The following is a 25,020-nucleotide window of genomic DNA, read 5'->3' as shown; positions in this document are numbered from 1 at the left end:
ATCAGGCGAAAATCGGGATGATCTGTGGCAGGTCCACGGTCGTCCTGATACCCGGTGCAGCCGCGCAAACGGCCGGAATCGCATTGACCGGACGGTGCGCGGTGAGCCCTGGCGTGAAGGCGGCATAGTCCTCGGGCGCCACCGGGAACATGATGTCCATCCGCACCGGCGTGTCGCCGCCAGTGGTCACGCGCCAGCCCGATTCCCGCAGATCCCAGTCGTGCTCGATATCGGTGGTGACGTACCAGTTGGCGCGGAACCGCATGATCGGCTCGCCCTTGTGCAGGCAGGTGATCGTGGTGCGCATGGCCCCGACGGTGCCCGCCGGCACAGTGCCTGCCGCGATGGTCAGGTCCTGCTTCGTGGCCGAGAGTTCGCCGAAGGCTTCGATCGCATCGATCTCAAGGCCCATGGCGTCCGCCACTTGTGAGAGCGAGCTGCCGAAGTCACCCTTGAGATGCTCGGCCCGGCGCTGATCGAACGGGGCCATCTCCGCACCGAAACCCATGATCTGGAACAGCATTTCCGGCGAATCGCGGCTCGATACGTCGGCGAATTCGTCGATTGTCAGAACGCCATGGCGACGCTCCAGCGAGAGCAGCGGGATCGCCAGTGCCTCGGTCACGAAGCCGGGGCTCGATCCGGTGGAGTAGATGGACGTGCCGCCCTTCGCGCAGGCTGCCTCTACCCGCGCGCGAATGTCGGCATCCATCAGGCGCGGATTGTGGAAGTCGCCGCGCGTGGTGATGACGTTCTTGCCCGAGGCCAGCAGCGCGCAAAGCTCATCCCAATCGGTGCCCTGCCGCATATAGAGCACGCAATCGGCATCGAGCGCGAGGATATCGTCCAGCGAATTCGTGGCGCGCACGCCGGTGGCCGGCAACCCGCAAAGCTCGCCCGCGTCCTTGCCCGCCTTCTCGGGTGACGAGACCCAGAGGCCCACAAGCTCCATGCGCGGATGCTCGATCACAGTGCGCAGCGCGCGGCTGCCGACATTGCCCGTGGCCCACTCAACCACGCGCCAGATCTTGTCCTGCATTATATTCTCTCCCGCAATTCGTTGCTTCACCACGCCAGCCAGCGTCAGCCTCGGCAATTCCCTTATGGGGACAGACTGAAAGACGCCTCAGGGCGCCATCCAGCCCACCGTTTCCTGTTTGGGATCGTAGGATTCCGCCTTCCAGCGCACGGACCCGAAGGGCCGCTCCAACTGTCGGCGTACGCGGTTGGCCGGGCGCGTCCGGTTGAAGGCGTCGGCTGCGGCCTGGATCTCGTAATCCGCCTCGGTAAAGCGGTCGCGCAGCCGCAGGTAATCGCCCCAGGTCGGGCAATGATAGCGTTCGGTCCAGAGTGACGGATTGGCGATGTCACGCGCGATGGACCACGCGAATCCACCGTTTCGCTTACGCATGGACTGCATCTTCATCATCGTCGCGTAGAATTCGCGCGCCTGATCGGGATCGACGTCATAGTCCACCTCGATCACCACCGGCCCCGAACGCAGCGTCAGCGCCATGCCGACCTCGGGTTCGTGACCCAGCGGCATTTCGGACGTGCCGCTGGCGGTATCGCGCGCGATCGGCAGGATGAAACCGAGCAGCGCCGTAGCCGCCACCGCCAGTCCGGAGGCGAGCATGGCGTGGGCAACGCCCTGTTGCTGCGCGAACTGGCCCCAGCACCAAGCACCGATGCCGATCCCCGCAGTGATGGCCGAGGAGAACAGCGAAAGCGCGCGCGCCGTCACCCAACGCGGCGCCGAAAGCTGCACGGTGACGTTGAGCATGGCGATGGTCAGGATATTGCAGGCGCCCACCAGCAGGAAAGCCGCGCAGGTCAATATGAGGTCGTGACTGAAGCCGATCACCGCCAGCGCCGCGCCGGTACCGATCGCGAAGAGGCGCACGGCCATCTCGGTCGAGATCGTCTCGCGGATGCGGCTGACGAAGAGCGCGCCGGTCACCGCGCCCACGCCCTGCGCGCCGAGCAGAAGGCCGTAAGTCGCCGCATTGCCGTGCAGCAGGTCTCGCGCGATCAGCGGCGCCAGCGCGGAAGCGGTTGCGGTGGAAAGCCCAAAGGCCAGCACGCGCAGCAGCGCCGTGCGGATCGCCGGGGCGTGGAGTGCATAGCGCGCCCCGCCGAGCATCGCCCGGTCCATCCGTTCCGGCGGCAGCCGCGAAGGTACGTGCCGCCTCCGCCACATGACGAACGCGAAGAACAGCGGAAGGTAGAGCAGCGCGGTCATGCCGAAGACCGCACGGGCGCCGTAGAGCACGACGATAAGACCGCCGAGCGCCGGCCCGAAGCTGCGCGCGACATTATAGCTGATCGTCCCCAGCGCCACGGCGGCGGGCAGATGCTCACGCGAGACCTGCTCTGGGATCGAAGCCTGCCAGGACGGCGAATAGAGCGCCACGCCCGCACCGATCAGCGCGCAGAACAGCAGCAATATCCAAGGCGTGACAAGGCCGAGGAACGCGATAGTCGCCAGCACGGCAGCGCAGCATGCGCTGAAAGCAAGGCCGGTCATGGCGATACGGCGGCGGTCGAACATGTCGGCGATGGCGCCCGCAGGCAGTGTCACTACCATTAGCGGCAACATCATCGCGCTCTGCACGAGCGCCACCATTTCCGCCGAACTGGTGAGCCGCGTCATTTCCCATGCCGCGCCGACGCCGAGGAAAAGCTGCCCGAAATTCGAGAACAGGCTGGCCGTCCAGATCCGGCGGAACGTGCCCTCCCGCAAGGGCGCGAATGCGCCGCCCTGCCCGGTTACCACGTCTTGCGATGTTTCGTCGTGGCCGCTGGCCCCCACGCTTTTCCCCTTTATCCTGTCCCTACCCCTTGCTTTGTCCCGCGCATCGCTACCGTCAAGCCGAGCCTGCGCCGCCGTCACGATCTATGGCCTTACTGCGTATGCTTGACGGGGTGACTGTAAGCTCCGATATACTTTCAAATGAAAGCAATCGCCGCTGCGATAGGACACCCCCCTCCAATTGCAATTGCCCTGACCTGCCAGCATGACCTCAAGCCAAGGCGCCGCAAATGACCACCGGCGCCACATGGGAATTTGAGGAGATCCGATCGTGACCGAAGCCTGGATCATCGATACTGTGCGCACCCCCCGGTCCATCGGCAAGATGGGCAAGGGCGCGCTCTCGCAGATGCACCCCGAACATCTGTCCGCCACTGTTCTCGCCGCTATCAAGGAGCGTAACGCGCTCGATACCGCGGATGTGGATGACGTAATCTGGGGCGTTTCGGCAGCGATCGGCCTTCAGGGCGGCGATATCGGCCGCATGGCCGCGCTCGATGCCGGGTACGACGTGCGCGCCGGCGGTGTCACGCTCAACCGCTTCTGCGGATCCAGCATCACCGCCACCAACCTTGCCGCCGCAATGATCATGTCGGGCATGTCGGACCTGATGGTCGCGGGCGGGATGGACATGCTTTCCTACGCCAATGCGCATGGCATGAAGATGCGCGAAGCCGGGGTCGGCAGCGCCGGCATGGGTGCGGGCAATCCCCGGCTCCAGGCCAAGCATCCGCAGACCAACCAGGGCATCGCCGCCGACGCCATCGCCGCGATGGAAGGCATCAGCCGCGAAGAACTGGAAGCGTTCGGCGTAGAGAGCCAGCGCCGGGCCGCCGTCGCCATCGCCGAGGGCCGCTTTGACCGTTCGACGATCGTGGTGAAGGACGACGAGGGCAATGTGATCCTCGACCACGAGGAATATCCCCGTCCCGACACCACCGCAGAAGGTCTGGCGCAGCTCAAGCCGGCGTTCGAAATGTTCTACAACATGCCCTCGGCACCGGGCGGCAAGACTTATGTCGAACTGGTCAACCAGGTCTATCCCGACCTCGACGTGAAGCCGATCCACCATGTCGGCATTTCCTCGGGCGTGGTCGATGGCGCTTCCGCGATCCTGCTGGCGTCCAAGGACTATGCCGAGAAGCACGGCCTCAAGCCGCGCGCACGCATCGTCGCCATGGCCGAGATCGGCGATTGCCCCACGCTCATGCTCAACGGCCCGGTGCCGGCGGCCAAGAAAGTGCTCGCCAAGGCGGGACTGACCAAGGACCAGATCGACGTCTGGGAAGTGAACGAGGCTTTCGCCGTCGTAGTCGAAAAGCTGATCCGCGACCTCGATCTCGACCGCGCGAAGGTGAACCCCAACGGCGGCTCGATCGCGCTGGGCCATCCCATCGGCGCGACCGGCGCGATCCTGATCGGCACGGCGCTCGACGAACTCGAACGCACCGGCGGTCGCTACGGGCTCATCACCATGTGCGCTGCTGGCGGCATGGCACCCGCCATTATCATCGAACGAATTTGAACCAAGGAGATACGTGTTGGCCACCGAGGCGGAAGACAAGCTGAGCGGGCGATTTGTCGATATTCTGAACGACAAGGACGAAAGCCCCCGCCGCCAGGTGAGCCTGCGCATGACGGTGATTGCGCGCCTTCAGCGCAACAAATTCGATCGGCTTGTTACCGAGTTGAACGTCACGCGCTCACAGTGGGCGATGATTGCGGTGGTGGCGCGTTATCCGGGTTCGACCCAGCGCACCATCGCCGAATATCTCGAAATGTCGGAAGCTTCGGCAGGCCGGCTGATCGACCGACTGTGCACGGAAGGACTGCTCGAACGGCGGGACCGGCGCGATGACCGGCGGGCCCGCTCGGTCTATCTGACCGAGGCCGCGCGGCCACTGCTCGACAAGCTCGGCCTGATCGCCTCCGAAGCGGAAGCACGCATGTTCCACGGCTTCTCCGACGAGGAAGTGGGGCAGCTTCGCGACTATCTCAGCCGCATCTACGACAACGTCAGCCGGGGGTAAGCGCCGGGTTGCTGCCCGGTTCTGCTCCACCCGACATCCACAAACAAAAAAAGGGCGGCACCGAAGTGCCGCCCTCTCTTTTTCGTGGCAGTCGGAAGACTTACTTCGCCGAAGCGAGGTCCTTCTTCGTCAGTGAGGTGGTGAGCTTGCCCTGGGCATCGGTCAGGCTGGTAGCCGGAACGGTGATCAGACGGCCGTTGAGGATAACCTGCGGGTTACCATCGGCAGCAACGCGGTAGATCGGGGCAATGCGGGTGCCGTTGGCGGCATAGAGCATCTTGCCGGCGCTCAGGTCGACCGGAGCAGCAGCTTCTTCGGTCACGGCGCGAACCGACTGGGTGGTTTCAGCGACGGCCGGGACAGCGAAAGCGGCGATCGAGGCGACGGCGGCAAGGGCAACGAACTTCTTCATGAGGAACTCTCCAAATCTGAAGCGGGTCGGTCCCCGCGATTTACTCACCTAGGTTAGTAATTCCGCACCTAGGTGTCAATTGCGATTGCCGCAACCGCACAAACTATTTTCGCAACCATCGCTCCCGCGCAGTTTCTCGGGGGTGGCGGCGTCGCCGCAGCGCAGCATGCAATGATCGCACCAGCGAATCCGGGGCTTGATCGTCGCCACGATGGGCTGCGGTGTTGCTCCGGGCCACCTTTGCGCGCAAATCGAAACCAACCGGTGCGACCGGCGAAAACCCGCCTTTCGCACCCCGACCGATACGATAAAACGCAAGATAAAACTGGGGACTGTCAGATGCCGACAAAGGTCATGCAGGGCGTGCGCGTCCTTGAAGTGGCACAGTTCACGTTCACGCCCGCAGCCGGTGCAATTCTGGCCGACTGGGGGGCGGACGTCATCAAGATCGAACACCCCGTGCGCGGCGATACCCAGCGCGGATTCCTCAACATGGGCGGTGTGCAGCTCGATCCGCTGCGCCACACCCTGTTCGAACACCCCAACCGCGGCAAGCGCAGCGTCGGCATCGACCTGTCGACCACGGAAGGGCAGGAACTGCTCTACGAACTGGCCAAGCAGTGCGACGTGTTCCTCACGAACTACCTGCCGCAGGTCCGCCAGAAGAACCGCTTCGATATCGAGCACATCCGCGCCGCGAACCCGAACATCATCTATGCCCGCGGCAGCGCCTGGGGTGACAAGGGCCCCGAACGCGAAAAGGGCGGTTTCGACGGCACTGCATTCTGGTCGCGCAGCGGCATCGCCGATTGCATGACCCCGCCCGAACTGCCTGGCCCGCTCTCGCAGGGCATGCCCGCATTCGGCGATTCGATCGGCGGCATGTTCATCGCCGGCGGCATTTCGGCGGCCCTCTTCCACCGCGAAAAGACTGGTGAAACCGCCGAACTCGACGTCTCGCTGATGAGCACGGCTGCCTGGGCCTCGGGCGCGAACATCGCGCAGGCCGTTGAGACCGGCGTGATCACCAAGAACTCGATGCCCAGCTCCGGCGGCGGTGCCAAGAACCCGTTCATGGGCAACTTCTGGACCTCTGACGGCCGCACCATCAACTTGTGCATGGTCAGCCCCACCGGCCTGATCCAGGACACCTTCGAACACGTCGGCCGCCCCGAAGCGGCGAACGATCCGCGTTTCAAGGACGTGCTGAGCCTGATCGAAAATGCGAAGGCCGCCAGCGACATCCTTGTCGAAGCCTTTGCCGAAAAGCCCTTCGCCTACTGGCGTGAGCACCTCAAGACGCTGAAGGGCCAGTGGGCGCCGATCCTCAACCTGCTGGAACTGGCAGGCGACGAACAGGCGATCGCCAACGACATGCTGATCGAGGTTGAGGCGGCAGACGGCGGTCCACCGCTGAAGCTGGTGCGCAGCCCGGTGCAGTTCAATCGCGAAGCACTGGAAACCACCCGTTCGCCGCAGGCGTCCGAACATACCGAGATGGTTCTCATGGAATTCGGCGTCGAATGGGACAAGATCGAAGAACTCAAGACCAAGGGCGCCATCGCCTGAGACAGAGTGCCTGAGGCACCCTGCCGGTCACGCTAAAACAGATTACGAGGAATTGGGAAAATGAAGCCTGGAACCCGTCTCAAGAGCGCCACCTGCGACACCGAAGTTATGGTGATCCGCTGCGCCGACGGCACGATCGAATGCGGCGGCGCGCCGATGGGCGAAGCCAAGCCTGCCGAGCCTGCTCCCCTCGCCGCCGATTTCTCGGCCGGTACGCTGATGGGCAAGCGCTATGTCGACGCGGACGGCAAGTACGAACTGCTTTGCGTGAAGCCCGGCAAGGGTTCGCTCTCGGTCGATGGCGTCGCGCTTGTCACCAAGGACGCCAAACCGCTGCCCGCCTCGGACTGACCCGATGAACATCGCGCTTCTTCTCGAAATGGCGGCCGAGGCCGCGCCCGACCGTGTCGCACTCGTCTGCGACGGTCGGCGCTGGACTTATGGCGATCTGCTCGATGCCGCGCGCGGCGCTTTCGAGCTGATCCGCCAGAGCCAGGTGGAATATGTCGCGCTGCTCGACGAGAGCAGCGAGGCGGCGGTGATCGCGGTGTTCGGCGCGGCGCTGGCCGGCGTGCCCTATTGCCCGCTCAACTACCGCCTTCCGGATGCCGATCTCGCCGCCCTGCTCGGCCGCATCACGCCGGCACTGGTTATCGGTGATGAGGAGGGTATCCAGCGCCTTGCGGGCGAACACGACCACACCGTGTTCTCGCGCGAGGAATTCGTCCTCAAGGCACAGGAAACCGTGCCGGACGACGACGCGCGCGAGTATGATCCGGGCGAAGGGATCGCCATCCAGCTCTTCACCAGCGGCACCACCGCTGCGCCGAAGGCGGCGATCCTGCGCCACTCCAATCTGCTCGGCTACATTTTCGGCACGGTCGAATTCGGCTCGGCCGATGAAGCCGATGCCGCGCTGGTGGTCGTGCCGCCCTATCATATCGCCGGCATTTCCGCCCTGCTCTCGTCGATCTACTCGCTGCGCAAGATCGTGATGCTGCCCAGCTTCTCACCCGAAGGCTGGCTGGCGCTGGTCGGCGGCGAGGCCGTCACGAACGCCTTCGTCGTGCCGACTATGCTGGCCCGCATCATCGACGCGATGGAAAAGGGCGCGAGCGGCGAGGTCTCCTCGCTCCGCGCGATCGCCTATGGCGGCGGCAAGATGCCGCTCGAAGTGATCCAGAAGGCGCTGGAGCGCTTCCCAGAGGCCGGCTTCACCAATGCCTATGGCCTCACCGAAACCAGCTCGACCATTGCCCTGCTCGGCCCGGACGAACACCGCGACGCCCTGGCGTCCGATGATCCCAAAGTCCGCGCGCGCCTGACCTCGCTGGGCAAACCGATCCCGACCGTCGAGATCGAGATTCGCGGCGAAAACGGCGAGGCTCTGCCTGCCGGCGAAGCGGGCGAGATCTACGTGCGCGGCGAGCAGGTTTCGGGTGAGTACAAGGAAAAGAGCGCGCTCGATTCCGAGGGCTGGTTCCCCACCCGCGATGCCGGTTTCATGGACGAGGACGGCTATCTGTTCCTCTCCGGCCGTGCCGATGACGTGATCGTGCGCGGCGGAGAGAATATGTCGCCGGGCGAGATCGAGGACGTGCTGCTCACGCATCCGGCCGTCGCCGACGCCTGCGCCTGTGCGATCCCCTCGGTCGAATGGGGCGAGACGGTCGGCGTGGCCATCGTCACGCGCGAGGGCCATGCCCTCCCCTGCGAAACCGAGATCAAGGACCTCGTCCGCGCCCGCCTGCGTTCCTCGCGCGTGCCGGAGAAAGTCGTCTTCGTCGCCGAGCTGCCCTACAACGAAATGGGCAAGCTTCTGCGCCGCAAGGTCAAGGATGTCCTTGCCGGCTGACGATGATACCCCCGGCCCGGCGATCCCACTGGCTCGCTGGGCCGACCGGCAACTGGAGGCGCTTGCCCGCGATTTCGGATTGCCACGTTTGTCAGGCGCCACGCTGCTCGGCGAGCGCGCGGCGCACGGCGATTATCGGATAGCGGGACGCATCTCGGCCGGGCTTGGTGGCAGCCGCCTCATGCCGACGCGTGACGGCAACTGGTTCGCGCTCACCCTGATCCGGGAAATCGATCGCGAGCTGCTGCCCGCCCTGTTCGGCGATGCCGGGTTGGATGTGCATGACAGCACCGCGATTGCGGCATCCGTGCTGCGCGGCAATGGCGCCGAACTGCTCGAACGCGGGCGCATGCTGGGCCTTCCGGTCGCCCTGCTTGACGAAATTCCCGCATCCCCGCCCGTAGAGGTGATCGCACGCGGTCCGCGCCGTGAGCGGACTGCGCAGCACCGCCCGCTCGTCATCGACATGTCTGCGATCTGGGCGGGGCCGCTGGCCGGGCACTTGCTCTGGCAGGCCGGCATGGACGTCGTGAAGGTCGAAAGCCGCACCCGCCCCGACCTCATCCGCCGCGACGATCCGGCGACTTTCGATCTCATCAACCAGGGCAAGGCCAGTGTGCTCGTCGATTTCGCCAGCGACAGCGAGAAAGCCCTGCTTGTCGACCTGATCCGCCGTGCGGACGTGGTCATCGAAAGCGCGCGGCCGCGCGCCCTGCTGCATCTCGGCATCGACGCCGAAGCGCTGGTGCGCGAAGTTCCGGGCCTCGTCTGGCTCTCGGTCACCGGCCACGGCGCGCGGGGTGAGGCTGCCAACTGGGTCGGCATCGGCAACGACTGCGGCGTGGCAGGCGGCCTCTCCCGAGCGCTCGCGGATGTGACGGGCGAGCCGGGCTATGTGGGGGATGCGATTGCCGACCCGCTCACCGGCATCACCGGCGCGCGCGAGGCGCTGAAAGCCTTGCGCGGCGGCGAAGCACAGCGCATCGGTCTGTCCATGAGCGCAATCACAGCCATGGCACTGGCCGAGGAACTGGCCTTCGACGCCGCCTTGCTCGAAGCCGAACTGCGCGGTTGGGGAGCGGGCCTCGGCCGCCGCTTCCCCGCGCTCGAACGCCGCGCGATGCAAGCGCCCGTCCGCGCCCTGGGCGCCGACACCGCGCACTATCTGCCCGCGCTGGCATCATGCTGATCCGCGGCGCGGAAATTCACGGTCGCGGCTTGGCCGATTTGCGCGTCGAAGGCGATGTCATCTCCGCCATAGGCGCCCTCACGCCGCGCCCCGGTGAACCCGTTATCGAGGCAAAAGGCGGTATTCTTCTGCCGGGCCTTCACGACCACCATATCCACCTTGCCGCGCTGGCAGTGCGCGCCGCTTCGATTGACTGCGGCCCGCCTGCCGTGCGCGATCGCGACGATCTGGCCAGAGCGCTGACGCAGCCCGGCTCAGGCTGGCTGCGCGGTTTCGGTTTCTGCGAGAGCGTGCTGGAAGGCACGCTGCCCGATGCGTCGGTACTCGATACCATGGTGCAGCATCGCCCGGCCCGCCTGCAACATCGTACCGGCCGCATGTGGCTGCTCAACAGCGCCGCGCTTGACGAACTGCTGGCCGAAAATACCACACCACCGGGCCTGGAACGCGATGGTGACCGCTTTACCGGGCGCCTTTTCGACGAAGACGCCTGGCTACAACAGGCACTCGCCGGCACCCCGCCCGATTTCTCGCAAGCGAGCGCAGACCTTGCCCGCTGCGGCGTGACCGGCCTTACCGACATGTCGCCGCGCAACGATGCGGTGATGGCGCATCATTTTGCACAGCAGGCAGAGTGCGGACATCTTGCCCAACACGCCGTGATCGCGGGCCGACTTTCGCTTGTCGATGCGCCGCAACATGGCTGGCGGCTTGGCCCGGCCAAGCTGCACCTGCACGAGGCCGCGCTTCCCGATTTCGACGCGACATGCGCGTGGATCGCCGAGGCGCATGCGCAAAAGCGTGGAGTCGCGGTTCACTGTGTGACCGAAGTCGAACTCGTCTTCACGCTTGCGCTGTTCGAAGTCGTTGGCGCCCAGCACGGCGACCGCATCGAACATGCCTCAATCGTTTCGCCCGAGCTGGCCGCGCGCATGGCCGCGCTCGGCCTTTGGGCCTGCGTACAGCCGCATTTCATCCACGAGCGCGGCGAGCGCTATCTCCGTGATGTCGAAGCCCAATATCAGCCCGACCTCTACCGTCTGCGCTCACTGCTGGAGGCCGGCATCGTGCTCGCGGGAGGCAGCGATGCGCCTTACGGCAGCCCGGACCCGTGGGCCGCGATGCGCGCCTCCGTGCTGCGCGGCACGCGCGAAGGCACGCCGTTCAATCCCGATGAAGCGCTGACACCCGAACAGGCGCTCGCGCTCTACCTTGCCGATCCGCTCGATCTTTCACGCCAGCGCCGAATCGCGGTGGGCGAAGTAGCAGACCTTTGCCTGCTCGACAGGCCGTGGCGGGAGGTTCGTGAACGGCTGGAAAGTGCGGATGTCCGCGCCACGCTGGTCTCAGGGAAACTCGTCCACCAGCGCATCGACGAGTCCCCAGTCCAGCGCCTCGCGCGCCGTGAGGCGGCGGCCTGAAAGTATCATGAGCAATGTGCGCTGCCGCCCGATCCGGCGACTCAGCGACACACATCCGCCAGCGCCGGGCAGAATGCCCATCGCCAGTTCGGGCAATTGAAACCACGAACGCGGCGTGGCGACGATCCGTGAGGCGAAAGCCGCCAGTTCCAGCCCCGCGCCGATGCAGGCCCCATCCACCTCTGCCTCGAATCGGTCGCTGCATTGCGCCGCCTCGCGCCCGGGCAGCGTCAGACAGCGAATCCGATGCGCCTCGACCGGGTCCGTCGTAGTACCGAATTCCGCAAGTTCGGCGCCAAGACTGAAGGCCTTGCCCCTGGCCCGCAGCACGACACGGGAAATCGTCGAATCGACATTGGCGAGTGCGAAGGCCTCGTGCAACGCATCGCGCATGACGCGGTCTATCGCATTGCCGGCAGCGGGACGGTCGAGGGTAATCGTGAGTATGTCGTCCTCACGAGACAACAGCACCGCGCCCTCCGCACTGGCCGCCCTCTCGCGCCCCGCGATCCAGCGCCGATGCGCTTCGCTTCCCTGCAAGGTCGCATAGGCCAGCGACTCCATGGTCAGCGCCTCGGCGACGGGCAATGACGGCAGGGCGCGCAGCAATTGCGTGACGACCATGACGGCGAGCGGCTGGGCCATGGCGCCCACCACCAACTGCGATGCATCGAAACGCGGTTCGAGCACGGCATCGAGTCGCGCCGACAAGGGATGCTCACGCGGACCGATGCCGATCACCGGACATGGCGGCAGAGCAATCGGCACCCCATCACGCGATTCGCGCGCGAGGTCCACGAAGGCGATCGGCGCCTCGGCCCCCGCAATTTCAGCGATTTCGGCAGCGGGAAATGTCAGATCTTCGGGCCGCATTCCTGGGCAATTCCCTTCCAGCCAGTGACTTGGCCCACGCCGAATCATGGCCGCCGCCCGCGCGATTGACCAGCCCGGCCCACGAATATCACGCCTTGCCGAAGCGCAGATGACGAAGAACCGCGGAATTTAGCGATGTTTCCCACAGAAGCGCGTGCGCGCAATTAATCGTCTGCGCGAAGCCTATTGCGGACGTCCTTCTGCAATGATAACCAAGCTTAGCAAAAAACGAGTTGGGCTCAGTTTTCTGACAGCCGACTCGGGAGAGAAGTGAGTTCACCCAATAACCACCCTTGAGGGAGGAGAGACCTCATGCCTGGAAAGTCCACGTCATCGAACAAGGCCAAGATCGCACGCCGCGTTATCGAGGTGCTTGAATATTTCGACGATGCCCACCGCGAAGCCACCGTCATGGACATCGTTCGCCGCTACAATCGCCCGCAGTCGAGCACGTCGGAACTGCTGTCGAGCCTCGTCGAACTCGGCCTGCTCCACAAGGACCCCTATTCGCGTGCCTACAGCCTCACCCCGCGCGCCGCGCTGATCGGCACTTCGGGCCAGCCCGAGCTGGTCCGTGATGGCCGCATCGTGCGCCTGATGGACCGGCTGGTCGCCCAGACCGGCCTTTCGGTCGCGCTTCATGCGATGGTCGGCCTCGACGTGCAGATCGTAAACTGGCGCCACGGCCCCCGCGCGCTTGCTGCCACGCGTGAGCTTTCGGGCGGCATCAAGGAACCGCTGGCACAAAGCGCCGCCGGCTGGCTGATGCTTTCGACCGTCACACGCCAGCGCTGCGAAGGCATGGTTCGCCGCCTCAATGCCGAAGCGGACGAACTGAACAAGTTCACGTTCGGCGACATGATGACCCGCATCGACGCCTGCCGCGATCCGCGCCATGTGTTCGGTCCGGCCGGTTTCGGCAGCGGCGCCGAAGCGCTGTGCGGCCTTGTCCCGCGCCAGCCCGAAGGCCACCCGCTCGTCATCAGCCTGATCTACGGCAAGGACGACAAGGTGAACCCCGAAGCGCTGCTTCAGTCGCTGAGCGACGCCATGCGCAAGTGCCTGCCCGATCCCGTCCAGTTCGCGGAGCCGGAACAGCTGCTGCCGCACGCCGCATAATCCAACAAATCCTGAACGGGTCGCACACCGTTACGGAACGGGCCCCGCGAGATCTCTCGCGGGGCCCATTTTCGTTTCAGGCTTCCTGCTTCTGCATCCGCTTGGTCCGGTCCGTATCTTCGTGGCGCATGAACATCTTCATGATGTCGCCCGAAGTTACAGGACGGGTATCGCCTTCCTCGACCGGGCGCTCACCCTGCGAGGACTTGGGGCTGGTATCGACGTTTTCCGCCTTCGCCCGCTCGCGCAGTGCGCCAACGGTCAGTTCCTCGCGCTTGTAGTGCTGGAACGGATCGAAGCGGAACCAGCGCATCGCGTTCTTGTGCGTGATCTTGTCGATCTGCGCTTCGGTCAGATGGTTGATCGAGGGCCAGAGGTGCTCCGGCACTTCCGGCCACAGCGTGTCGGAATGCGGATAGTCGCACTCGTAAGCGATATTGTCCTCACCGATGAACTGGATGTTCTGAAGGCCGAAGGCATCGTCGATGAAGCAGTTGAGGAAGTGCCGCTTGAACATTTCGCTGGGCTTCATCTTTTGGAAGCGCGAGTTGGTCCAGGCCTTGTGCCGCCAGTTCGAGAAATCCGCGCGCTCGGTGAAGTAGGGCACCCACCCGATCGAACCTTCCGAAAGCGCGATGCGCATGTCCGGATACTGGTGCAGCGCCTCAAGCTGGAGCCAGTCCGACGCGGCATAGGCGATCGACATCGGCATCGTCGAGATCCACGCCTCGATCGGCGTCTCCATCGAGGCATGGGGCGCCGGATTGCCGCCGCCGATGTGGATGCAGATCGTCATGTCGAGATCGTTGATCGCCTTGTAGAACGGATCCCAATAGGCGTTATGGATGCTCGGCAGGCCCTGGCAGGTCGGGTTCTCGCTGATCGAGACGGTGTGGCAGCCCTTGGCCGACACGCGCTTCAGCTCGGCGATCGTCGCCTCCATGTCCCAGGTTGGCAGGATCGCACAGGGGATGAAACGGCCCGGATAGGCGCCGCACCACTCGTCGATATGCCAGTCGTTATAAGCGCTTACATGGACTTTCGCGAGTTCGCGGTCGGGCACGCGGTGGAGGCGGCCGCCGGCAAAGTCGAACACCGAACCGAAGTTCAGCGAGGACGCAATGCCGTTGACGTCCATGTCCTTGATGCGCTCATGCACATCATAACAACCGGCGCGAAGCTGATCGAGCGAGGTCGGCTCCATGCCGTATTCCTCGAAAGGACGGCCGACCACAGCATTGAGGCCCACCGACGGGAACTTCATGCCCTGATAGGTCCACAGGTCCTTGCCATGCTCGTCCTGCACGAGCTTCGGCGCGCTTTCCAACGCAGCACCCGAGAGGTGGTTCTGAAACAGGTCTGGCGGTTCGCTGATGTGATCGTCGACACTGATCAGCACCATGTCGTTCATTTCCATTTCGGCACTCCCATTCGTTGCCGGGCCGGATAGGTCCCCGGCGGGCGCATCTTCGGCGCCTTGGTTTGAGAAGCTACGCCTCCCCTCCCCGACCGGCCAGCACTCATGCCGAGCTATCGCGCCTGCGATTGCGGAGGGGCGGTGATTGAACAGGGCGGCGAGGTATGATGAGGACGGGGAAACGTCACAAGAAAAAGCCCCGGGGAAAGCCTGAAACATGAACTTCGACCTCACCGACGAACAGTCCATGATGCGCGAGACTTTCGCGCGCTTTCTTGACGAGAATTCAAGTTCGGCGCGCGTACGCAAGGCGCAGGAGAACGGCGGTTTCGACGCCGAGATGTGGGCAGGTCTTGCCGAACTGGGCGCCTTTGCCATGCGCGTTCCCGAAGAGGCGGACGGCATGGGCCTGGGCCTGTTCGACGCGGGCCTGCTGATGGAAGAGGCCGGCCGCACTCTCGCCTCCGGCCCGCTGGCCGAAGCGCTGGTGGCCACGCGCCTGCTGGGCCTGCTGGGCGGTCAGGAAGACCTCCTTGCAAGCGCCGTCGGCGGCGAAGCGGTGGTAACCGTGGCCATGCAGGACATCGCGCAGTTCCCGAAGCAGTGGGTCGCAGGCGGTCTGGTTGCCGAGGCAGTCATTGCACGCAAGGGCAACGATGTCGTGCTCGTTTCGGTACCCGCGGAAGCGCGCATTGCCGAGCCGACTCTCGCCTCCACGGCCATTGCGGAACTCGATCTCGCCGCCCTCCCCACGACTGTCCTGGGCAGCGGCGACGAAGCGCTTGCGACTTTCGCCAGCGGCCTTGAGGAGTGGAAGCTGCTGATGGCGCTGGCCCTGTCCGGCCTCAGCCGCGCGGCGCTGGCCACGGCGGCGGAATATGCAGGCGAGCGCAAAGCCTTCGGCGTGTTCATCGGCACGTTCCAGGCGCTGTCGCACCCGATGGCGGACCTCATCTGCGAGATCGATTCCGCCAAGTTCCTGGCGTGGAAGGCCATGCGCTCGATCGCCGACGGCGATGCCGAAGCCGGCGCGCAGATTTCGCTGGCGGCGTGGTACGCCGCAGGCGCTGCGGGCCGCACGGTACGCCACGCGGTGCAGACTTTCGGCGGCATCGGCCTTACCACCGAACATGACGTCCACCTCTACAACTTGCGCGCCAAGGCTTGGCCGCTGGTGGCGGGCGACCCGGAAGACTGGCTGGCCGAAGCCGGACGCCGCCTTTACGCGGGCGAGGCGACCAGCCTTCCCGACGTGGGCGAAGTGCCGGTCGAATTCGACCTTGGCGAGGATGCCCGCGCAATCCAGCAGGAAATCCACGAATTCTTCGCCAAGAACGTCACCGACGAACAGCGCGAGAAGTTCCACTTCTCGTGGGAAGGTCATAATCCGGTGATCCACAAGCAGCTGGTCGAGGCGAATCTTGCCTACCTCCAGCTTCCCAAGGACGTGGGTGGGCGCGGCCTCAGCCCTTACGCGGTAACGGGCGCGCGCTCTGCTTTCGAGGAAGAAGGCTGGAACAATCCGGTCGCCAATGTTGCGCAGATGGTGGCCCTCATCATGTACCGCTTCGGTACCGAGGAACTGAAGCGCGACGTGCTGACGAAGGTCATGGCGGGCGATGCGATCTGCTCGCTGGGCTATTCGGAACCGGGCTGCGGATCGGACGTGTTCGCCGCGCAGTGCAAGGCCACGCAGCTTGAGGACGGATCCTGGCGGATCGACGGCACCAAGATGTGGACCAGCGGCGCCAATCTGACCGACTATGTGCTGATGCTCTGCCGCACCGATCCGGACGCTGCCAAGCACAAGGGCCTGACGATGTTCATCGTGCCGCTGAAGGCAGAGGGCGTCACCGTCCAGGCCGTCCATACCTTCATGGACGAGCGCACCAATATCACGTTCTATGACAACGTGCGCATCCCCGACACCTGGCGTCTGGGCGAGATCAATGCCGGCGGCCGGACCATGGCGGCCAGCCTCGAACTCGAACACGGCGGCGGCTTCGCCAAAGTCCAGCGCGCGATGCTGGAGAACGCGGTCGAACTCTGCGAGGAAATCCCCGTAGCCGGTGGCGGCAAGCTGATCGACACGCCCAAGGCGCAGGCCCGGCTGGCGCGCACTTACGCCAATGTGCTCGCGTCCGAGATGATCGCCTACCGCGCCAACTGGACGCAGGTCCACGGCAAGGGCAACGGTGCCTATGGCCCGATGGCGAAGATGTTCTCGTCCGAGCTGTTCATCACCGATTCGCGTGACCTGCTCGATCTGACGGCGCCCTATTCGCTGGCCAAGCGCAAGGGCGCGGCGAATGCGCTCAACCTCGCCTATCGCCATGCCCATGGGACGACCATTTACGGCGGCACCAGCCAGGTGCACCGCTCGATGATTGCCGAAAAGGGCCTCGGCCTGCCGCGGTCGCGGAACTGATGCGCGAAATTGAGGGGCATACGATGACCGAAGAAGCACCGCACCTGCTGACCGAAGATCAGGACGGCATCCTGATCGTTACGCTGAACCGGCCGGACAAGCTCAACGCGATCAGCCGCCAGATGATGGATCTGCTGACCGAGGCCGTGTTGCGCTTTCGCGAGACGCCTGAACTGAAAGTCATGCTGATCCGCTCGGCGGGGCGCTATTTCAGCTCGGGCGCGGACTTGCGTGGGGGCAACCAGAACATCGTCTCGCCCGTGTCCACCGGCGGCAGCGCGCGGGGCATCCGCGAGAACCACCGGCTCAACCTCAACAACATGCAGCAGCTCTGGGATGAGATCGAGCATATCGAGAAGCCCTTCGTCGTCGCGCATCATGCCATGTGCGTGGGCGGCGGGCTGGAAATGAGCCTTTCGTGCGACTTCCGCCTTGCTGCCAAGAGCGCTGCCTATGCCTTCCCCGAAGGCCTGTTCGGCGTGCTTCCGGCATCGGGCGGCGTATCCCGCCTCACGCGGATCTGCGGGCCGCACTGGGCGCGCTGGCTGATCATGGCGAACAAGCCTGCTTCGGCCGACATGGCCTTCACCATGGGGCTGGTCCACCAGGTCTATGAGGACGAGACGTTCGAAGCGGACGTCATGGATTTCTGCCGTCATCTGGCGAAGCAGAACCCGGAACAGATGGGCGCGGCCAAGGTCGCCATCGAACTCTGCGCCGAAGTCGGACGCGATTCCGCACGCCATGTCGAACGCATGGCCAACAGCGCTCTGATGCTCAACCCCGACTACATTCGGGGCATGGAAGAGTATCTGAAGGGCGTGGGCGGCAAGAAGAAGTAATTTCGACACGGCAGAGCACGCGCCACTCCTCCGGAAACGGAAGTGCAGCGTGCTCTGCCGGAGTCATATCACTTGCCTGTCTCTGGATGCGAATCCCGGCACAGATACGCGCCACCGGCGCAGTTCCCCTCCCCTCCGCCGACGGGAAGCCATGCTTCCATCGCGCCTCCAAATTTGAAGCTGCTAGCGTTCGAATTCCTCTTGTTTCTTGGGGGATAGACCCGCGCGCCGGATCGGCGCATGAATAGGCCATCGGAAAGCGATCTTCGCCGGCGAGGAAAAGTCCGCCGAGACCGCAGCGCGATGCCACTTGCACGGGAGGATGCCGCGATGGGATTTCACAGTGCCTCAAACAGCTCGAACGTTCGTCCTGCCGGTGGAGGGCATCGGCTCCTCCTCGCCCTGGCCTTGGTCGGCAGCACTCTCACGGCAGCGAGCCCGGTCGTGGCGCAACGCACCCCGCAGCAGGAACTGGCCGCATTTCCGCGAGCACCCGCCGGTCAGACCCGTTGGGTCATCTTCCTGCCGCATGCCGCCGATGAGAATGCGCTGAAAGTCGGCGTGATCATAGGTCGATCGATGCTGGTCGACTGTAACCGCGCGATGTTCTCGTCCCGGATGGAGGCCCGCACGGTGAAAGGCTGGGGATATGACTATCATGTCGTCACGTCCGTCGGACAACCTGCCAGCACTCTCATGGCCTGCCCGAACACCGCCAAGACCAGACAATTCGTGCGCAGTTCCGACGAACCGCTGCTGCGCTACAACAGCCGCCTGCCGCTGGTGATCTTCGCGCCCAACGACGTTCAGGTCCGATACCGCATATGGAAAGCGGGCCCGGAAGTCATGGCGCGATCACAAAACTAGAGCATTTTCCAATCAGGTAGGATCACCCGATAACTCGGAAAATTCGACAAACCAAAAGTTTAGAGCGGTAGATCCGATGCAGTCGCTCTAGGCCGCCCACTCCGCTCCCGGAAGCCGCCATACGGTAATCGGATGGGCGACGGCTTGACCTGACGAACCGGAGGCGGGCGATATACGTCCGCCTCCTACTCGTTTACCGGGCTGCCCGCTCCCGCGTATCGCGGATCGCCAGTTCCATCAGCCGCGCATTGATTTCCACCAGATTTTCCTCGCGCCGCCCCGGCAGCGTGCCGAGAATGCGCTGCAAACGCCGGTCGGTCGCCAGCGTGATCGAGCGTTCGATACCCGTCATCAAGGTCGTCGCCATCAACACGGCCGTGTCGCCCAACGCACCGCGCGGATCCATTTGCGCGACGAAAAGGCCGATCAGCGGCCGCGTCGAATTGACGCGCTGGTGCATGATGCGCACGTCGAACTGATCCGCCAACGAGTTACGCAAGTGCAACAGGCCGGTGTGGCGCGCCCAGAAATCGTGATAGGAACGCACGAATTCCGTGGAGCGCGCCTCCAACTCGTCGTCGGACCAATAATCACGGACGAGCGCGAAATACTCCTCGTGCGCAGTGCCCATCACCGGCTCCAGCACTGCAAGCAGCAGTTCGGTGAAGTCGGTGAAGTAATTGTAGATCGACGTCATCCCGAGGCCGACCGTGCGCGCAACAGCACCCAACGTTACCGGCTCGTCGGTCTTCTCGACAAGTTCGATGGCCGCCGCAAGGATCCGCTCACGCGTGACGCGTCCCTTGCGGCCCATCCTCTGGCCATGAAGATTGTGGCTGATCGCCGCTCCAGCATCGGTGACCGCGGACGCGAGGTACGGCGGGATGGCCGGAATAACCGGTTCCTCCCCGCCGCCATCGGGCTCGGGTGTCACTTCTCCGGTGTCGCTTACCAGAAAAGCCTCGTCCGAACTGCGTTCGTCAGGCCGCCGCCTGGCCGACCGGCCAGGCGAGGATCTTGACGTCGGTGAATTCCTCGATGCCTTCGACACCCCATTCGCGTCCCATGCCGCTTGCCTTGTAGCCGCCGAAGGGAATGTCGCCGGCAATGCACATGCCGTTGTTGACGCTCATCGAACCGGTGCGCACGCGCTTGGCGATATTGATCGCCCGATTGAGATCGCCCGATACGCCGCCCGAAAGGCCGTAGGAGCTGGCGTTGGCAATCCGAATGGCGTCCTCGTCGTCCTCGTAGGGGATGACGACCAGTACGGGGCCGAAGATTTCCTCCTGGGCGATGCGCATGTCGTTGGTGACATCCACGAAGCAGGTCGGCTCGACGAAATAGCCGCCGCCCTTGTCGGGACGGATCTGGCCGCCGGCGAGCAGCGTGGCGCCCTCTTCCTGGCCGAGGTCGATGTAGCTCTTTACGCGCTCCATCTGACGCTTCGAGATCACCGGGCCCATGATATGCGCCGGGTTCTCGATATCGCCCCAGTTGTCGCCGAAGTTGCCGTAAGCGCCCTTGAGGATGGCCTTGGCTTCCTCGTAACGGCTCTTGGGAACCAGCAGGCGCGACTGCACGGCGCAGCCCTGACCGGCGTGGAACACGAGCATCGCCATGCCCACTTCCATCGCGAAGTTCGGGGCATCGTCGAGCACGATCTTGGCCGACTTGCCGCCGAGTTCGAGGAACACGCGCTTCAGAGTGGCCGCGCCCTGCTCCATGATGCGCTTGCCGACGCCAGTGGAGCCCGTAAACGAGATCAGGTCCACGCGCGGGTCGGTGACGAGCATTTCACCCGCCAGCGCCGGATCGGCACCGAACACGACGTTGATGACGCCGTCGGGGAAGCCCGCTTCCTTGGCGAGTTCGCCGAAGATCGCGCCCATGCCGGGGGTATCCGGCGCGGGCTTGAGGATCACGGTGCAGCCCGCGAGCAACGCGGCGACCATCTTGCCGATGTTGACGTAAAGCGGCACGTTCCAAGGGGTGATCGCACCCACCACGCCGACTGCCTCACGCACGCCGACGCGCTTGTGGATCATGCCGAAGGCCGGCTTCTCGCCATAGTCCTTCTCCCACTCCACCTTGTCGAACACGGCCATGTAATCGTCCCAGCCGTTGAGCGCCATATCGACATGGGCGCGGCCGACCGCACCCTGCGCCGCACCGGCTTCGTAGATGGCGAGTTCGCCGAGGCGCGGACGAGCGGCTTCGAACAGCTCGCGATACTTCTTCACCAGCGCCACGCGCTTCTCGATGTTGGTCGACCAGTCGGTCTCGTCGAACGCGCGGCGGGCGGCGGCGATGGCCGCGTTCACATCGTCGGCGGTGGCGTCAGCGGCCTTGCCCACCGGCTCACCGGTCCAGGGGCTGATGACGTCGAAAGTGCCGCCATTGCTGGCGCCGCGCAGTTGGCCGTCGATATAAAGCTTGGCTTCGGGAAGAGTGGTCATCGTCTGATCCTTGGCGGGAATGGGGTCTTGCAGGATTTGGGCGTCGCTCATGGGTGCCGCGCTCCGACCGAGACGTGGGTCACGCGCACGTCTGCCGGCAGATCCAGCACCGAGCGGAACACGCCGGTCACGTTCTCGGTCTGCGAGATCGGACGCGTGCGCAGGTCAATGCCATTGGCGGCACAGCCCTGATGGAAACGCATGGCGGCATCGGGATCCCAGCCGGGCGCCGTCTTGCCGGCCTCGTACATCGGCCCGGCGCGGACGGTGGTGACGCGAATGCCGGCGGGTTCGAGTTCCTCGACCAGCGCTTCGGTAAAGCGTTCGATCGCCGCCTTGGTGGTCTGGTAAAGCGAGAGCATCACGAAAGGCACGGCGATGGATTCGCTGCCCACATTGATGATCTGCCCGCCCTTTTCCAGCATCGGGATCGCGGCGCGGCAGCAGTAGATCGGGCCATTGAGATTGGTGGCGATGATGCCGTCGATCTGCGCGTCGGTCGCCTCGGCCACGGTGAACGGCTCGTAGATCGCGGCATTGTTGATCAGCACGTCGATCTTCGGGTGCTTTTCGGCAATCGTCGCGAAAGCCTTGCGCACGGAATCGGCAGAAGCGACGTCGCATTCCACCGCCATGGCAGTGCCGCCGATCTCGTCGGCCAGTTCCTGCACCTTGGACAGCGTGCGCCCCAGCAGGATCACGGTTTCCCCTTCACTGGCGAAACGCCTTGCGAGCGCGCGGCCGAGGCCGGCACCGGCGCCAGTGATCACGATCGTCTTACCCACGCATCCTCCACTCGTTTTCGTTCTTGCGCCGGAGCTTTGACCGACACGATTTCCCATACCCTAGCCCGTGCGCAAGCCGCTGCCTATCGCGGCCACGATGGTTCGACAGGAGCGTCCCGGCGATGCCCAGCCAAAACCGAATTCGGCTCGAAACTCAGCGGGATAATCAGCTCTGGACCGAAGCATCCGAAGGGCGGTTGCGCGTAAGGTTGAGACGCATCGTCTCCAGCACTTCAAGCAGCCGCTCCATATCCGCATCGGGCACGCCTTCGAGCGCGATATCGGCAGTCTCCTCCGCCAGCGGCTGAAGCTGTTCGAGCAGTTCACGGCCCCGCTCGGTCAGATAGAGCCGCCAGGCGCGACGGTCGGCCGGGTCGGCGCGGCGTTCGACCAGCCCGCCATCCTGCATCCGGTCGATCATGCGACCGGCAGTAATCGGCTCAACCTCAAGGATTTCGGCAAGGCCACCCTGGTTGATGCCTTCCGCCCGCCGGAGCACGCTGAGCACTTGCCATTGCGGCCTTGTCACGCCGATCGCCCGGGCCCGCTCGTCGAAAGAGCGGCGCATCAAGCGCGCCACTTGCGACAGGACAGTGCCGATCTTGCGTTCCATGCACCCGAGATACCCGCTTACCGGCCATTGGCGAGTGAAATCGCCCGGCCCGCCGAATGAACGCCCGGGCGCTGCCCCTTCCTGACAGGCGCGTCAGGCCTTGGTCATGTCCACGATCAGGCGCGAGAGCGTCTGCCGTGCGATCTTCCAGCCTTCCGCCGTGCGCACGTAAGTCTCATGGTAATGGCCATAACCGGTGAGCGCGAAACTGTCCTTGATCACCCGGTCCTGCATGGCCCAGATGACTTCGGCACGGTCGCCATCGACGGTGATCTCGGGCGAGTGGATCTGGTGCGCGGTCTTCGCATCGGCGAGCGAGGTGCACACCATCGAGACGAACCGATCGCGCCCCTTTTCCAGCGTGCCACCGGCCGGGCGCGTATCGATCTCGCAATCCTCGGTGAAAAGCGCGGCCCAGCCATCCCAGTCCTTGGTATCGAGCAGCCGGCAGTAACGGGCCTTGAGATTGCATATCTCCAGCCAGTCGCCGAAATCCAGTGCCTGTGTCACGCTATTCTCTCCTCAACCGGGCGTGGCTTCCGCCTCCAGTCGCTCGGCAGCCAGCTTGCGGAGATCCGCCGTCTTGATCTTGGCGCTGCCCGTGGTCTTGAGGTCGCTTTCAGCGACGAAGAGCACCCGGCGCGGCACTTTGTAGCTGGCCAGCTTTTCCTTCGCGAAATCGCGGATCGAGCCGGCTTGCGGGCTCGCCCCCTCGACCGGGACGACGCAGGAGACCACCAGTTCGCCCAGCAGCTCGTCCGGAACGCCCACGGTCTGCACCATCTTCACTTCGGGATGGGCGCGGATCACTTCGTCGATCTCGAGCGGGGAGACATTGGCGCCGCCGGTCTTGATGATGTCGTTGAGGCGCCCTTCCCAGAACAGGCGGCCCTGTTCGTCGATATAGCCACCATCCGCCGTGCGCAGGAAACCATCGCCGTCGAGCGTCTCGTCGAGCGGGATGCCGAGGTAGCCCAGCATCAGCGTCGGCCCCTTCACCGCGATCTCGCCGCGTTCGCCCAGCGGCATCGTCGCGCCGCTGAGTGGATCGACGATCTTGATCGTGGCCCCGGCAGTGGGCAGCCCATGCGACTTGCCCGCCACATCCTCGGTCGTGCCCGAGGCGAAGACCGAGATCAGCGTGAACGTCTCGGTATTGCCGAAGGCCTGCGCCGGTTCGCGCCATGTCGTCGAAATCGACGGATGCTTGGCGCAAGGCGTCAGCGCGTCGAGATAGATCATCGGCGACAGGTCGACCGTCTCGTAATTCGGCGCGGCCATGAGTTGGGCCCACTGGTGCGGCCAGGCGAGGATCATCGTCGCCCGCTCCGCCTCCATCAGCGCCAGCGCCTCCTCGGCATCGAACCAGCGCTGGAGCACCAGCGAACCGCCCGAGCCGAGCGTACCGCCCAGCGCCATCGCGAAGTTGCCGGACCAGAAGAATCCGTTGGCCGACCACGTGCGCGGCGGCTCCTTGATCGCGTACCACTGCGGCCAGCGCCAGAGTTGCAGGCAGACGCCGCGATGGGCGGAAAGAATGCCCTTGGCCTTGCCGGTCGAACCCGAGGAGAAGAACAGCACGCCGGGATCGCTCGGCTGCACCGAGGCTGCCGCCGCTTCGACCAGCGCCGGATCGACGCTGTTTCCGCGCGCGAGAAACGTGCTCCAGCCCTCGATCGCGCCGAGGCCTTCGTCACTGTCGATCACCGCGAGGTGACGCAGGAACGGGAATTTCGTGGAGGCGACCTCGCCCGGCTTCGCGGTGCCGATTTGCGGCTCCAGATCGACCAGGATCTGGGCGAAGTCCTTCTTGAGGACGCTGCGTTCGAGCAGCAGCACCGAACAGCCGCCCATGCCCAGCACGGTTTCCAGTTCGGCGGGCGTGAAGAAGGTGCTCACCGTCATCGCGACACCGCCCGCAAGCGCGGTGCCGAAGACGCTGGAGAGGAATTCGAGGCGGTTGGTCGCCAGAATGCCGACGCGCGTGCCCTTGCCGACACCGCAGGCCGATAGTGCGCGCGCGACTTCCATCGAACGCGCCCAGAGATCGTCGTAGGTCCAGCGCTCTACCTTGTCGCCAAGGTGAATTACCGCCGCCTCGGCCGGACCATGGCGCCGCGTGACCTCGCGGACGAAGCCGCCCAGCGTCAGCGGGCCGATGCCCTGCTCCTCGGAGAGCGGAATGCCGCGCGCAATGGACAGACCGTCCGTGACTTCGACCATGCCTTCCTCGTCATCCTGCGGGGCTCTGTGCCCCGTTTCCCATGCCCCATGATGGGGGATGGGCGCAGCGGCGGGCTCCCTCAAACCCGCCGCCGCGCCCGGCTGC

22 protein-coding genes are annotated in these 25,020 nt (G+C 64.6%); 11 read left to right on the top strand and 11 right to left on the bottom strand.

The genetic code is table 11. The annotated features are described in order from the left end of the window. Nucleotide 1 precedes the first annotated feature (1 nt). Both EDF56_RS02410 and EDF56_RS02405 read right to left on the bottom strand, forming a co-directional pair. The gene (locus EDF56_RS02410; protein WP_132385125.1) at nucleotides 2-1,039 is read right to left on the bottom strand and encodes a dihydrodipicolinate reductase; all 1,038 of its coding nucleotides are present in this window, start codon (nucleotides 1,037-1,039) and stop codon (nucleotides 2-4) included. Between the two features lie 87 nt (nucleotides 1,040-1,126). After that, nucleotides 1,127-2,812: an MFS transporter gene (locus tag EDF56_RS02405; RefSeq protein WP_243652341.1), complete on the bottom strand. Its 1,686-nt coding sequence runs from the start codon at nucleotides 2,810-2,812 to the stop codon at nucleotides 1,127-1,129. Between the two features lie 271 nt (nucleotides 2,813-3,083). Here EDF56_RS02405 and EDF56_RS02400 point away from each other — a divergent pair, with 271 nt between their 5' ends. Continuing rightward, nucleotides 3,084-4,337: an acetyl-CoA C-acetyltransferase gene (locus EDF56_RS02400; protein WP_132385124.1), complete on the top strand. Its 1,254-nt coding sequence runs from the start codon at nucleotides 3,084-3,086 to the stop codon at nucleotides 4,335-4,337. A gap of 16 nt (nucleotides 4,338-4,353) precedes the next feature. Further along, nucleotides 4,354-4,842, top strand: a complete 489-nt coding sequence (locus tag EDF56_RS02395; RefSeq protein ID WP_207904600.1) for a MarR family transcriptional regulator — start codon at nucleotides 4,354-4,356, stop codon at nucleotides 4,840-4,842. Between the two features lie 100 nt (nucleotides 4,843-4,942). On the opposite strand, the gene EDF56_RS02390 is transcribed toward EDF56_RS02395, so the two are convergent. Then, nucleotides 4,943-5,254, bottom strand: coding sequence for a hypothetical protein (locus tag EDF56_RS02390; protein WP_132385123.1), 312 nt, complete (start codon nucleotides 5,252-5,254; stop codon nucleotides 4,943-4,945). Nucleotides 5,255-5,593: 339 nt separating this feature from the next. Between EDF56_RS02390 and EDF56_RS02385 the strand changes: the two genes are divergently transcribed. The 5 genes from EDF56_RS02385 to EDF56_RS02365 are packed head-to-tail and all read left to right on the top strand — an operon-like array spanning nucleotide 5,594 to nucleotide 11,288. Then, entirely contained in the window at nucleotides 5,594-6,823 is a 1,230-nt protein-coding gene (locus EDF56_RS02385; RefSeq protein WP_132385122.1) for a CoA transferase, read from the top strand. A gap of 60 nt (nucleotides 6,824-6,883) precedes the next feature. After that, the gene (locus EDF56_RS02380; RefSeq protein WP_132385121.1) at nucleotides 6,884-7,174 is read left to right on the top strand and encodes a hypothetical protein; all 291 of its coding nucleotides are present in this window, start codon (nucleotides 6,884-6,886) and stop codon (nucleotides 7,172-7,174) included. A 4-nt stretch (nucleotides 7,175-7,178) separates the two neighbouring features. Further along, on the top strand, nucleotides 7,179-8,678 hold the full coding sequence (locus tag EDF56_RS02375; RefSeq protein ID WP_132385120.1) for a class I adenylate-forming enzyme family protein: 1,500 nt from the start codon (nucleotides 7,179-7,181) through the stop codon (nucleotides 8,676-8,678). After that, nucleotides 8,662-9,867, top strand: coding sequence for a CoA transferase (locus EDF56_RS02370; RefSeq protein WP_132385119.1), 1,206 nt, complete (start codon nucleotides 8,662-8,664; stop codon nucleotides 9,865-9,867). The genes EDF56_RS02375 and EDF56_RS02370 overlap by 17 nt, the downstream gene beginning before the upstream one ends. Nucleotides 9,868-9,896: 29 nt before the next feature. Beyond that, a complete protein-coding gene (locus tag EDF56_RS02365) occupies nucleotides 9,897-11,288 on the top strand; it encodes an amidohydrolase family protein (RefSeq protein WP_347812964.1) in 1,392 nt (463 codons plus the stop codon). On the opposite strand, the gene EDF56_RS02360 is transcribed toward EDF56_RS02365, so the two are convergent. After that, on the bottom strand, nucleotides 11,214-12,161 hold the full coding sequence (locus tag EDF56_RS02360; protein WP_132385117.1) for an enoyl-CoA hydratase/isomerase family protein: 948 nt from the start codon (nucleotides 12,159-12,161) through the stop codon (nucleotides 11,214-11,216). The two genes, EDF56_RS02365 and EDF56_RS02360, sit on opposite strands and share 75 nt — an antisense overlap. A gap of 312 nt (nucleotides 12,162-12,473) precedes the next feature. Here EDF56_RS02360 and EDF56_RS02355 point away from each other — a divergent pair, with 312 nt between their 5' ends. Then, entirely contained in the window at nucleotides 12,474-13,280 is an 807-nt protein-coding gene (locus tag EDF56_RS02355; protein WP_132385116.1) for a helix-turn-helix domain-containing protein, read from the top strand. Between the two features lie 76 nt (nucleotides 13,281-13,356). Here EDF56_RS02355 and EDF56_RS02350 read toward each other — a convergent pair whose 3' ends face one another. Further along, nucleotides 13,357-14,697 (bottom strand): amidohydrolase family protein, encoded by a 1,341-nt coding sequence (locus EDF56_RS02350; RefSeq protein ID WP_132385115.1) that lies wholly within the window; start codon nucleotides 14,695-14,697, stop codon nucleotides 13,357-13,359. Between the two features lie 217 nt (nucleotides 14,698-14,914). Between EDF56_RS02350 and EDF56_RS02345 the strand changes: the two genes are divergently transcribed. The 3 genes from EDF56_RS02345 (at nucleotide 14,915) to eco (ending at nucleotide 18,834) form a co-directional block, all read left to right on the top strand. After that, nucleotides 14,915-17,125, top strand: coding sequence for an acyl-CoA dehydrogenase (locus EDF56_RS02345; protein WP_132385114.1), 2,211 nt, complete (start codon nucleotides 14,915-14,917; stop codon nucleotides 17,123-17,125). A 23-nt stretch (nucleotides 17,126-17,148) separates the two neighbouring features. Continuing rightward, nucleotides 17,149-17,967: an enoyl-CoA hydratase/isomerase family protein gene (locus EDF56_RS02340; RefSeq protein ID WP_132385113.1), complete on the top strand. Its 819-nt coding sequence runs from the start codon at nucleotides 17,149-17,151 to the stop codon at nucleotides 17,965-17,967. Between the two features lie 240 nt (nucleotides 17,968-18,207). Beyond that, nucleotides 18,208-18,834 (top strand): serine protease inhibitor ecotin, encoded by a 627-nt coding sequence (gene eco, locus EDF56_RS02335; protein WP_347812963.1) that lies wholly within the window; start codon nucleotides 18,208-18,210, stop codon nucleotides 18,832-18,834. Between the two features lie 193 nt (nucleotides 18,835-19,027). Here the strand turns inward: eco and EDF56_RS02330 are convergent, their stop codons facing one another. From EDF56_RS02330 to EDF56_RS02305, 6 genes are all read right to left on the bottom strand, one after another. Continuing rightward, nucleotides 19,028-19,768: a TetR/AcrR family transcriptional regulator gene (locus tag EDF56_RS02330; protein WP_243652339.1), complete on the bottom strand. Its 741-nt coding sequence runs from the start codon at nucleotides 19,766-19,768 to the stop codon at nucleotides 19,028-19,030. 46 nt (nucleotides 19,769-19,814) lie between these two features. Further along, nucleotides 19,815-21,293 (bottom strand): aldehyde dehydrogenase family protein, encoded by a 1,479-nt coding sequence (locus EDF56_RS02325; RefSeq protein WP_132385743.1) that lies wholly within the window; start codon nucleotides 21,291-21,293, stop codon nucleotides 19,815-19,817. 47 nt (nucleotides 21,294-21,340) lie between these two features. Next, nucleotides 21,341-22,078: an SDR family oxidoreductase gene (locus tag EDF56_RS02320; RefSeq protein WP_132385111.1), complete on the bottom strand. Its 738-nt coding sequence runs from the start codon at nucleotides 22,076-22,078 to the stop codon at nucleotides 21,341-21,343. Between the two features lie 166 nt (nucleotides 22,079-22,244). Continuing rightward, entirely contained in the window at nucleotides 22,245-22,691 is a 447-nt protein-coding gene (locus EDF56_RS02315) for a MarR family transcriptional regulator (protein WP_132385110.1), read from the bottom strand. A gap of 93 nt (nucleotides 22,692-22,784) precedes the next feature. Then, a complete protein-coding gene (locus EDF56_RS02310) occupies nucleotides 22,785-23,201 on the bottom strand; it encodes a nuclear transport factor 2 family protein (protein WP_132385109.1) in 417 nt (138 codons plus the stop codon). A 12-nt stretch (nucleotides 23,202-23,213) separates the two neighbouring features. Then, on the bottom strand, nucleotides 23,214-24,914 hold the full coding sequence (locus tag EDF56_RS02305; protein ID WP_132385108.1) for a class I adenylate-forming enzyme family protein: 1,701 nt from the start codon (nucleotides 24,912-24,914) through the stop codon (nucleotides 23,214-23,216). Between the last annotated feature and the right edge of the window lie 106 nt (nucleotides 24,915-25,020).

The organism is Novosphingobium sp. PhB165 (assembly GCF_004341845.1).
In the GTDB taxonomy this organism is placed as follows: Bacteria; Pseudomonadota; Alphaproteobacteria; order Sphingomonadales; family Sphingomonadaceae; genus Novosphingobium.
The sequence above is the reverse complement of the archived record's forward strand: the minus strand, read 5'-3'. Positions and strand labels throughout refer to the sequence as shown.